General features: G+C 52.0%; 8 protein-coding genes. 7 read left to right on the forward strand and 1 reads right to left on the reverse strand.

Annotated elements, in window-relative coordinates; all coding sequences use genetic code 11:
* Positions 1-19 precede the first annotated feature (19 nt).
* From secA to BBW69_RS06550, 7 genes are all read left to right on the forward strand, one after another.
* Positions 20-2,770 carry a preprotein translocase subunit SecA gene (gene secA / locus BBW69_RS06520; RefSeq protein WP_188210800.1) on the forward strand — a complete coding sequence of 917 codons (2,751 nt, stop codon included), beginning with the start codon at positions 20-22 and terminating at the stop codon, positions 2,768-2,770.
* Positions 2,771-2,913: 143 nt separating this feature from the next.
* The gene (dnaG, locus tag BBW69_RS06525; protein WP_188210801.1) at positions 2,914-4,686 is read left to right on the forward strand and encodes a DNA primase; all 1,773 of its coding nucleotides are present in this window, start codon (positions 2,914-2,916) and stop codon (positions 4,684-4,686) included.
* Positions 4,687-4,870: 184 nt separating this feature from the next.
* On the forward strand, positions 4,871-6,799 hold the full coding sequence (rpoD, locus tag BBW69_RS06530; RefSeq protein ID WP_188210802.1) for an RNA polymerase sigma factor RpoD: 1,929 nt from the start codon (positions 4,871-4,873) through the stop codon (positions 6,797-6,799).
* Positions 6,800-7,043: 244 nt separating this feature from the next.
* The gene (locus BBW69_RS06535; RefSeq protein WP_107859741.1) at positions 7,044-7,703 is read left to right on the forward strand and encodes an amino acid ABC transporter permease; all 660 of its coding nucleotides are present in this window, start codon (positions 7,044-7,046) and stop codon (positions 7,701-7,703) included.
* Positions 7,693-8,361, forward strand: coding sequence for an amino acid ABC transporter permease (locus BBW69_RS06540; RefSeq protein WP_107996583.1), 669 nt, complete (start codon positions 7,693-7,695; stop codon positions 8,359-8,361). The genes BBW69_RS06535 and BBW69_RS06540 overlap by 11 nt, the downstream gene beginning before the upstream one ends.
* A 1-nt stretch (position 8,362) precedes the next feature.
* On the forward strand, positions 8,363-9,094 hold the full coding sequence (locus BBW69_RS06545) for an amino acid ABC transporter ATP-binding protein (protein ID WP_188210803.1): 732 nt from the start codon (positions 8,363-8,365) through the stop codon (positions 9,092-9,094).
* A gap of 74 nt (positions 9,095-9,168) precedes the next feature.
* Positions 9,169-10,023, forward strand: a complete 855-nt coding sequence (locus BBW69_RS06550) for an amino acid ABC transporter substrate-binding protein (RefSeq protein ID WP_188210804.1) — start codon at positions 9,169-9,171, stop codon at positions 10,021-10,023.
* A 206-nt stretch (positions 10,024-10,229) separates the two neighbouring features.
* Here the strand turns inward: BBW69_RS06550 and BBW69_RS06555 are convergent, their stop codons facing one another.
* Positions 10,230-11,759, reverse strand: a complete 1,530-nt coding sequence (locus BBW69_RS06555) for a helicase HerA-like domain-containing protein (RefSeq protein ID WP_188210805.1) — start codon at positions 11,757-11,759, stop codon at positions 10,230-10,232.
* Positions 11,760-11,862: the final 103 nt, after the last annotated feature.

Here is an 11,862-nt window from a genome sequence, read left to right on the forward strand (position 1 = left end):
TCAGGCGTAGGAATTATTCATGCTGACAAACATCGCTAAGAAAATTTTCGGCAGCCGCAACGATAGGCTGCTCAAACAATACCGCAAATCCGTTGTCAAAATCAACGCACTCGAAGAACAAATGAAAGCCTTGAGCGATGCGGATTTACAGGCCAAAACAGCCGAATTCAAACAACGCCTGGCCGACGGACAGACTCTGGACGACATCTTGGTCGAAGCCTTCGCCGTCTGCCGCGAAGCATCCCGCCGCGTGCTCGGCATGCGCCACTTCGACGTGCAACTGATCGGCGGCATGGTGCTGCACAACGGTAAAATCGCCGAAATGCGCACCGGCGAAGGTAAAACCTTGGTAGCCACCCTTGCCGTTTATCTCAACGCACTTGCCGGCAAAGGCGTACACGTCGTAACCGTCAACGACTACCTTGCCTCACGCGATGCGGGCATCATGGAGCCCCTCTATAATTTCCTCGGCCTTACCGTGGGCGTGATTATTTCAGACATGCAGCCGTTCGACCGTCAAAACGCCTATGCCGCCGATATCACCTACGGCACCAATAATGAATTCGGCTTCGACTACCTGCGCGACAATATGGTTACCGACCAATACGACAAAGTGCAGCGCGAATTGAATTTCGCCGTCGTTGACGAAGTGGACTCCATCTTAATTGACGAAGCGCGTACTCCGCTGATTATTTCCGGTCAGGCGGACGACAATATCCAGCTCTACCAAATCATGAATACCGTTCCGCCCCACCTCGTCCGTCAAGAGACAGAAGAAGGCGAAGGCGACTATTGGGTCGACGAAAAGGCACATCAGGTCATCCTGAGCGAAGCAGGTCACGAACACGCCGAACAAATCCTGACCCAAATGGGGCTGCTGGCAGAAAACGACTCACTGTACTCGGCGGCAAATATCTCCCTGATGCATCACCTTATGGCAGCATTACGCGCGCACTCGCTGTTCCACAAAGACCAACATTACGTTATCCAAGACGGCGAAATCGTCATTGTGGACGAATTCACCGGCCGGCTGATGTCCGGCCGCCGCTGGTCCGAAGGCCTGCATCAAGCCGTAGAAGCCAAAGAAGGCGTGGAAATCAAACGCGAAAACCAAACCCTTGCCTCCATCACCTTCCAAAACTATTTCCGCCTGTACACCAAGCTCTCCGGCATGACCGGTACGGCAGATACCGAAGCTTTCGAGTTCCAAAGCATTTATAACCTCGAAACCGTCATTATCCCGACCAACCGCCCCGTACAGCGCAAAGACTTCAACGACCAGATTTTCCGTTCTACCGAAGAAAAATTTGAAGCTGTCGTCAAAGACATCGAAGAATGCCACAAACGCGGACAACCCGTCCTCGTCGGCACCACCAGCATCGAAAACTCCGAACTGGTCTCCCATCTCCTGCAAAAAGCCGGTCTGCCGCATAACGTTCTGAACGCCAAAGAACACGAACGCGAAGCGCTGATTGTCGCCCAAGCAGGTAAAGTCGGTGCCATTACCGTTGCCACCAATATGGCGGGGCGCGGTACGGACATCGTATTGGGCGGCAACCTGAAGCACCAGATTGATGCTATCAGAACTGATGAAACCCTGAACGATGATGAAAAAGCCGCACAAATTTCCGCATTGGAAGACGGTTGGCAAGAAGAACACGATAAAGTAATGGAAGCAGGCGGTTTACACATCATCGGTACGGAACGCCACGAAAGCCGCCGTATCGACAACCAATTGCGCGGACGTTCCGGCCGTCAGGGTGATCCCGGCTCCAGTCGCTTCTATCTCTCCTTTGAAGACCCATTGCTGCGCCTCTTCGCGCTCGACCGTGCCGCCGCCATCCTCAACCGCCTTGCACCCGAACGCGGCGTCGCCATCGAACACAACCTGCTGACGCGCCAAATCGAAGGTGCTCAACGCAAAGTCGAAGGTAGAAACTTCGATATGCGCAAACAGGTTCTGGAATACGACGACGTCGCCAACGAGCAACGCAAAGTCATTTACAGCCAACGCAACGAAATTTTAACCAGCAAAGACATCAGCGACCTGATGAAGGAAATCCGTTTTGATGTCATCGGCGGACTTGTAGACATATATATGCCGCCGGACAGCATGGAAGAACAATGGGACATTCCGACTCTGGAAAACCGTCTGGCTGCCGAATTCAGACTGCACGAAGACATTCAGTCCTGGCTGAAAGCAGACAATACAATTGACGGTCAAGACATCAAAGAGCGCCTGATCGAACGCATCGAAAACGAATATGCCGCCAAAACCGAACTGGTCGGCAAACAGGCAATGGCCGATTTTGAGCGCAACGTCATGCTGCAGGTCATCGACACCCAATGGCGCGAACATCTTGCCGCCATGGACTACCTGCGACAAGGCATACACCTGCGCAGCTATGCTCAAAAAAATCCGAAGCAGGAATATAAACGTGAAGCCTTTACCATGTTCCAAGACCTGTGGAACGGCATCAAATTCCATATTGCTTCCCTGCTTACATCGGTTCAAATCGAACAAAACGCTGCTGCTGCAGTTGAAGAGCAACCCGTCGGCAACATCCAGTCTATCCATTCGGAATCTCCCGATATGGAAGAACTTTTGGGGCAGTCGCAAACCGATCTGGTTACCGAGGCCTTTAATCCGGATGGAACGGATTTCAGTCCCGAAGCCTTAGAAGCGCGGGGGCAAATCGTCCATAGGAACGATCCCTGCCCATGCGGAAGCGGCTTGAAATATAAACAGTGCCACGGAAAACTGGATTAAGCATCTGAGTAGGTATGCCGTCTGAACATCCGATTTCCGGTTTCAGACGGCATTTTGCCTGAATCACCGTATCCGACCGACAATCCGAAAACTCCCGATTTGATACCGTCCGAACTAAAAACAGGCATCCGCCCCGCCGAACTATGATTCCATCCGATTTCATTGACGAACTTTTGGCCAAAGTCGATATTGTCGATATTATCGACGAGCAGGTTCCGCTGAAGAAGGGCGGAGCGAACTATATGGCTTGTTGTCCGTTCCACAAGGAAAAGACACCGTCGTTTTCGGTCAGTCCGACCAAGCAGTTTTACCATTGTTTCAGTTGCGGGGCGCACGGTTCGGCGATTGGTTTTGTGATGGAACATCAGGGGCTGTCGTTTCCAGAGGCAGTGCAGTTTCTTGCCGACCGTGTGGGCATGGTTGTGCCTAAAGTGCGCGGGCAGAACGATAATCCCGAAGTCCGTGCCGAACGTAAGAAGAAACAGCAGACGCTGGAGGAAACGACGGCTGCGGCAGCGGATTTTTACGCGCAACAGTTGAAATTTAATCCGACTGCGAAAGCTTATTTGGACAAGCGCGGCTTGAGTGCGGAAGTCATCGCGCATTATGGTTTGGGCTATGCGCCCGACGGCTGGCAGCCTTTGGCGCAAGTGTTCCAACCGTATCCTAATACCGCGTTAGTGGATACGGGTATGGTGATTGACAATGAAGGTCGGCATTATGACCGCTTCCGTCATCGGATTATGTTTCCTATCCGAAATCCGCGCGGGCAGGTAATCGGTTTCGGCGGCAGGGTGTTGGATGACTCCAAACCCAAATATCTAAACTCTCCCGATACACCTTTGTTTGATAAAGGGAAAAACCTTTACGGCTTGTATGAGGGGCGCGCTGCTGTAAAAGAGGCAGGACGGATTTTGGTGGTCGAAGGCTATATGGACGTGGTCGCGCTGGCGCAGTTCGGCGTAGGCTACGGTGTGGCGGCCTTGGGCACAGCAACAACAGCGGAACACGTCAAAATCCTGATGCGTCAGGCAGACAGTATTTATTTCTGTTTCGACGGCGACAGCGCTGGACGGAAAGCCGCTTGGCGCGCACTGGAAAACGCGTTGCCGCAGTTGAAAGACGACAAATCGCTGCATTTTTTATTCCTGCCGGAAGAACACGACCCCGACAGTTACATCCGTGCCTACGGAAAAGCGCAATTTGAAGATGCGCTGTTGAATCAAAGCAAGCCGCTGTCGGAATATTTCTGGAAACATCTTTCAGACGGCATTAATCTCAATACGCAGGAAGGCAAGGCGGAATTGGTGAAAACCAGTTCGCCGCTTTTGGCACAGATTACCGCTCCGGCATTGGCTTATTTGTTGAAACAACGGCTTAGCGAGCTGGTCGGCATCGATCCCGACAATCTCGCCCGACTGATGGGACAGGAAGCGCCGAAGCGGCACGTCAAACAAAAAAGCTACAAACTGCCTCCGATTTCCGTCAAACAGCCCGTTATGCTGACGCTAGTACAGCGGCAAATCCGCAGCCTCTTGATAAATCCTGATTGGGCTGCATATATAGACCTGCCCGATTATTTGGTATTAGATGGCGATTTCGCCTGCCTTGCCAATCTTGCCGAATCGATTAAAAGCCATGCCGCCGTACCCGCAACCGCTCAGGTTTTAGAGTATATGCGCGGCTCGCCTTACGAAGAAACGGTAAACCGAATCTTCCATTCGACGCTCCAGTCGGAAAAAATGAACAGCAGCAGCGAAGAAGATTGCGAGAATTTCCAAATCGGCATGAAAAAACTGCTCAATGAGTTAAAATACAGCCAAATCGAAGCATTGAAACAAAAAAGCCTAAAATCGGGCTTAAGTGAAAGTGAAAAAAAACTTTTGTTGTCACTACTGACCGCAAAACAGAACTGACCGGCAAAATACGCCGTCCATAAACCATCATGCCGTCTGAAAAGTATTAGGCACAGCTGCATAACATACCGGCAGAACATCCGATTAGACAAACTTTCATACGGCATCAGAGTACCCCACTCTGCCACGCCTTCAGGTGCGTTCAAACGCAAACCGTCGGCACCTTACCAACAGAAAGCAGACAATGTCCAGAAACCAAAATCACGAAGAATATCAAGACGACACCCGTCCGTTAAGCATTGAAGAGCAACGCGCGCGCCTGCGTCAGCTCATCATCATGGGTAAAGAACGCGGCTACATCACCTACTCCGAAATCAACGACGCCCTGCCAGACGATATGTCTGATGCCGACCAAATCGACAATATCGTCAGCATGATTTCCGGCTTGGGCATCCAAGTTACCGAACACACCCCGGATGCAGAAGACATCCTTTTAAGCGACAATGCCGCCGTTACCGACGATGATGCGGTCGAAGAGGCTGAAGCCGCCCTTTCCAACGCCGATTCCGAATTCGGCAGAACCACCGACCCCGTCCGTATGTATATGCGTGAGATGGGACAGGTCGACTTGCTGACCCGCGAAGACGAAATCATCATTGCAAAAAAAATCGAAAATGCCCTGAAAAACATGGTTCAGGCAATTTCCGCCTGCCCTGGTTCCGTCGCGGAAATCCTAGGGCTAATCGAAAAAATCCGCAAAGACGAAATCCGTGTCGATGAAGTCGTCGAGGCCATTATCGACCCCAACGAAGTCCTGCTGAACGAATTGGGACTCGGACACCTGGAAAACACTGCACACGAAGAACCGGCCAATGACGACCCGGATGCAGATGAAGATGATGAAGAATCGGAAGGCGATGCGGATGCCATCTCTGCAGCCAATCTTGCCGAACTGAAACAAAAGGTCATCGATCATTTTGCGCAAATTGAAAAAGACTATAAGAAAATGATCAGCCGTTTGGAAAAACACCACAGCCGGCACAAAGACTATCTCGCCTACCGCGATGCCATCGCCAACAAACTTTTGGAAGTCCGCTTCGCCACCCGACAAATCGAGAGCCTAAGCGGCAACCTGCGCAGCCGTGTCGAAAACATCCGCAAACTCGAACGCGAAATCCGCGATATCTGCCTTGACCGCGTCCATATGGAACGCGACTATTTCATCCAAAACTTCCTGCCCGAAATCACCAACCTGCAATGGGTGGAAGAAGAAGTTGCCAAAGGCAGGGTCTGGAGCGACGCACTCGACCGCTTCCGCCACGCCATCCTCGAAAAACAAACCGAGTTGGCAAACATGGAAAGAGAAACCCGTATTTCCATCGAAGAGCTGAAAGAAATCAACAAAAATATGGTGTCGAGCGAAAAAGAAACCGCAGCCGCCAAGCAGGAAATGATTCAGGCAAACTTGCGGCTGGTGATTTCCATTGCCAAAAAATACACCAACCGAGGCTTACAGTTCCTTGATTTGATTCAAGAAGGCAATATCGGCTTGATGAAGGCGGTCGATAAATTCGAATACCGCCGCGGCTACAAATTCTCCACCTACGCGACATGGTGGATCCGTCAGGCGATTACCCGCTCGATCGCCGACCAGGCACGCACCATCCGTATCCCGGTGCATATGATTGAAACCATCAACAAGATGAACCGCATCTCCCGCCAGCACCTTCAAGAAACCGGAGAAGAACCGGATTCCGCCAAACTTGCCGAACTGATGCAGATGCCTGAAGACAAAATCCGTAAAATCATGAAAATCGCCAAAGAACCGATTTCCATGGAAACACCTATAGGCGACGATGACGATTCGCACTTGGGCGACTTTATCGAGGATTCCAACAATATTGCGCCGGCTGATGCGGCAATGTACACCAGCCTGCACGAGGTAACCAAAGAAATCCTTGAAAGCCTGACGCCTCGTGAAGCCAAAGTCTTACGTATGCGCTTCGGCATCGACATGAATACCGACCATACGCTTGAAGAAGTTGGCAAACAGTTTGACGTAACCCGCGAACGCATCCGCCAAATTGAGGCAAAAGCACTCCGCAAGTTGCGCCACCCGACTCGCAGCGACCGCTTGAGAAGCTTCTTGGACAGTGAAGACAGCAAGTTGTAAACCCGACACAAAACGCAGGTTGTAAAACCTGCGTTTTTTTATAGCGGGCATTTTATCCGCCTTAAGCCGCCTTCCAAACCCATACCTAAAACAAGAGATAAATGCCGTCTGAACCATTTTCAGACGGCATTTCCCTTATTCCATTTTTGTGTTTTATCCACGGTTGATATTCCTATCCATTATTTAACACTCCCTTACAAAGCCGTTAAAATACCGCCGTTATTACGTTGATTGTCTGATTCTGATGAACTGGCCTTATCTGATTGACGCCATACCCAAATTCGTTGACGCAGCAAAGCTGACGCTGGAATTGTCGGCTTATGGCATCGTTTTATCGTTGTTGTTCGGCTTGCCCGTTGCCGTGGTTACGGCATACCGCATCCGCCCCTTCTACGCATTGGCACGCACCTATATCGAGTTGTCGCGCAATACGCCCCTGCTGATTCAGCTGTTTTTCCTGTATTACGGCCTGCCGAAAATGGGCATCAAATGGGACGGCTTCACCTGCGGCGTGATTGCACTGGTTTTCTTGGGTGCAAGCTACATGGCGGAAGCCATCCGCGCCGGCATTCTAGCCGTCCCCAAAGGACAGATTGAAGCGGGCAAGGCAATCGGTTTAAACCGATTTCAAGTCTTCCGCTATGTCGAATTGCCTCAAGCATGGGCGGTCGCCGTTCCCGCCATCGGCGCAAACGTATTGTTTCTGATGAAAGAAACATCTATCGTCAGCGCAGTCGGCATTGCGGAATTGCTGTTCGTTACCAAAGACATCATCGGCATGGACTACAAAACCAACGAGGCATTGTTCCTGCTGTTTGCCAGCTACCTGATTATCCTTCTGCCCGTTTCGCTTTTGGCGCGCTGGGCCGAAAACCGCGTACGGAGTGCAAAATATGGTGTTTGACTGGCTGTTTGAAGGACAAAACGCGGCGCGCTTGGGCGAAGGCCTGTTGCTGACGGCGCAGATTTCCCTGGCTTCCGTTGCCGCCTCCTGCGTATTGGGCACGCTGTTCGGCTTGGTTCTGCGTTCACGCAACCGGCTCATCCGCTTTGTCGGACGGTTTTATCTCGAAACCATCCGAATCGTGCCGATTTTGGTATGGCTGTTCGGCCTGTATTTCGGCCTATCCGTCTGGACAGGCATCCACATCGACGGATTTTGGGTCTGCGTCTGGGTATTTACCATGTGGGGCATCGCCGAAATGGGCGATTTGGTCCGCGGCGCATTGGAATCGATTGAAAAACACCAGGTCGAATCAGGCTTGGCACTCGGCTTGAGCCGCGGGCAGGTATTCCGTTACATCGAGCTGCCGCAAAGTATCCGCCGCGTATTGCCCGGCGCCGTCAACCTGTTCACGCGCATGATCAAAACCAGCTCGCTCGCCTCCCTTATCGGCGTCATCGAAGTCGTCAAAGTCGGCCAGCAAATCATCGAAAACTCGCTGCTGACGCAACCCAATGCTTCATTTTGGGTTTACGGCCTGATTTTTATGCTGTATTTCTTCTGTTGCTGGCCGCTGTCGCTGCTGGCGGCAAAACTTGAACAAAAATGGGAACACTGACATGGCTTTACTGAGCATCCGCAACCTGCACAAACAATACGGCAACGTAACCGCCATCCAATCCTTAGACTTGGTCTTGGAAAAAGGCGAAGTCATCGTACTGCTGGGCCCGTCCGGCTGCGGCAAATCCACACTCCTGCGCTGCGTCAACGGTTTGGAGCCGCACCAAGGCGGCAGCATCGTGATGGACGGTATCGGCGAATTCGGCAAAGACGTTTCCTGGCAAACCGCCCGGCAAAAAGTCGGCATGGTCTTTCAAAGCTATGAACTGTTTGCCCATATGACCGTCATCGAAAACATCCTCTTAGGCCCGGTGAAAGTACAAAACCGCAACCGTGCCGAAGCAGAGGCACAAGCCGACAAACTGTTGGAACGCGTCGGCCTGCTCGACCGCAAAAACGCCTATCCGCGCGAACTCTCCGGCGGCCAGAAACAACGCATCGCCATCGTCCGCGCCCTGTGCCTGAATCCGGAAGTCATCCTTCTGGACGAAATTACCGCCGCACTCGACCCCGAAATGGTGCGCGAAGTCTTGGAAGTGGTTTTGGAACTCGCCCGCGAAGGCATGAGCATGCTCATCGTAACCCATGAAATGGGGTTTGCACGCAAAGTTGCCGACCGCATCGTCTTCATGGACAAAGGCGGCATCGTCGAATCGTCCGACCCCGAAACCTTCTTCTCCGCACCAAAAAGCGAACGCGCCCGCCAATTTCTGGCAGGCATGGACTACTGATTTACCGCAAATCGTCCGAACCCCCTTTCAGACGGCATTCCATCCCAAGCAAACATTCAAAAAGGAGATTCCCAATGAAACTGAACGCAAAATTCAAAGCCCTTTTGGCTTCCGCTGCCATCGCCGTCGGTCTGACCGCCTGCGGAGGCGGCTCCGGCGATACCCAATCTTCACAAAGCGGCGGCGCGGCAACCGTTGCCTCCATCAAAGAAAAAGGCGTCATCCGTATCGGCGTATTCGGCGACAAGCCTCCGTTCGGCTATGTTGATGCCAACGGTAAAAACCAAGGTTTTGACGTTGAAATCGCCAAAGACCTGGCCAAAGACCTGCTCGGCAGCCCCGACAAAGTCGAATTCGTCCTGACCGAGGCCGCAAACCGCGTCGAATATGTCCGTTCCGGCAAAGTCGACCTCATCCTGGCCAACTTCACCAAAACACCCGAACGCGCCGAAGCTGTCGATTTCGCCGCCCCCTACATGAAAGTGGCCTTGGGCGTAGTTTCCCCCAAAGACAAACCGGTTACCGACGTTGCGCAATTGAAAGACCAAACCCTTCTGGTCAACAAAGGTACTACTGCTGACGCCTTCTTCACCAAAAGCCATCCTGAAGTCAAACTACTGAAATTTGACCAAAATACCGAAACCTTCGACGCACTGAAAGACGGCCGCGGCGTAGCACTCGCCCACGACAACGCCCTGCTGTGGGCATGGGCAAAAGAAAACCCGAATTTTGAAGTTGCCATCGGCAACCTCGGCCCTGCCGAATTCATCGCCCCGGCTGTTCAAAAAGGCAACACCGACCTCCTGAACTGGATCAACGGCGAAATCGCCGCTATGAAAAAAGACGGCCGTCTGAAAGCCGCCTATGAAAAAACCCTGTTGCCCGTATATGGCGAAAAAGTCAAACCGGAAGAATTGTTGGCTGAATAATCTGACATCCTCCATACAGCGTTATTGTCTGATAAAAACCGTCTGAAAACGAGCCAATCAACAACTCTTGATAGCCTCTCCTCCTAAAATGGAGGGGAGGCTGCTTTATATCTAATGATAAAAAACTGCACCTTAATAACTTGAGAAGATAGATAACTTTCAGGTGCAGTTTGATTTTCAGACAGTTTTTTACGATCGCCGGCTGATTATTTGAACATATTTTTAATAATGCCCATCACGCTTCGGGAGATGGCGTTGGTCACTTGACGGTTGATTTGGCTACCGATGGCATCTGCAACGTTGTAACCCAAGCCCTGTCCTGATTTTTTACGTCCGCCGCTCAACCCGCCCAAGAATCCGCCTAGTATGCCGGGGTCGGCATTAGCGGCTTCTTTTTCAGCGGCTTTTTGCGCTTTTTCCTGCTCTTTTGCCGCTGCTGCCGCCTCTTTCTCCGCCGCAGCCTGACTGTCGGCTTCGGCTAAAGCTTCAAAGGCGGAATAATTGTCCACCATGTCTTTATAGGTTGGATACAAATCGTCGTTTTGAAACAAACGGTTGCGTTCCTCTGCGGCAAGCGGGGTCAAGGAAGATTGCGGCGGCAGCACGAGCGCGCGCTCTACCGGTTCGGGCATACCTTTTTCATCCAAGAAGGAAACGAGCGCTTCGCCGACACCCAGTTCGGCAATTGCTTCGGCAACTTTGATATTCGGGTTGCTGCGGAAGGTTTCGGCGGCGGCCTTGACCGCTTTTTGGTCGCGCGGCGTGAAGGCGCGCAAGGCGTGTTGCACGCGGTTGCCGAGCTGTCCGAGGATGGTATCGGGCAAATCGAGCGGATTTTGAGTCACGAAATACACACCCACGCCTTTGGAACGGATCAAGCGCACGACTTGCTCGACCTGTTCCACCAACGCATTGGCGGCGTTATCGAACATCAAATGCGCTTCGTCGAAGAACATCACGAATTTCGGTTTCTCCAAATCACCGACTTCGGGCAGGGTTTCAAACAACTCCGCCAACATCCACAGCAAAAACGCGCTGTACATACGCGGCGAGCGCATCAGTTTTTCCGAATTGAGGACATTGATGACGCCTTTGCCGTTGTCGGTCTGCATCCAATCTTGCAGGTTGAGCGACGGCTCGCCGAAGAATTTTTCCGCACCTTCGTTCTCTAGCGTCAAAAGCTGACGCTGAATCGCGCCGATACTGGCGGCGGAGACGTTGCCGTATTGCGTGCGGTATTCCGAAGCATGGTCGGAAACGTGTTTCAGCATACTGCGCAGGTCTTTCAAATCCAGAATGTGCCAGCCTTTGTCGTCGGCGACTTTAAACACAAGGTTCAACAAGCCTTCCTGCGTGTCGTTCAAATTCATCAAACGCGCCAGCAGCAGCGGGCCCATTTCCGAAACGGTTACGCGCACCGGAATGCCGGTTTCGCCGTAAACATCCCAAAAGCGCACGGGGAAACTTTGCAGCCATTGCTCGCCCAAGCCAAACTCGGCAATGCGCTCGCCCACTTTGCCGCTGTTGGCACCCGCTTGCGCGATGCCCGACAAATCGCCTTTGACGTCAACCAAAAATACGGGAACGCCCTCACTGCTGAAAGCCTCCGCCATACGGCGCAGGGTAACGGTTTTGCCCGTACCGGTCGCACCGGCGATCAAACCGTGGCGGTTCGCCATTTTGCCTTGGATTTCGAGCGTTTTCCCGTCGGCACGCGCAATTTGAAATGTAGTCATGATTATTCCTTAGAATCCGTGATCCGGAACCATATATTATCTTTAAAAACAAATATCCTAATATTTGCAGCCAAAGAATTTAACCCAAACAAATTTTTAAATT

Origin of the sequence: Neisseria sp. RH3002v2f, assembly GCF_014596375.1 — a bacterium.
In the GTDB taxonomy this organism is placed as follows: domain Bacteria; phylum Pseudomonadota; class Gammaproteobacteria; order Burkholderiales; family Neisseriaceae; genus Neisseria; species Neisseria cinerea.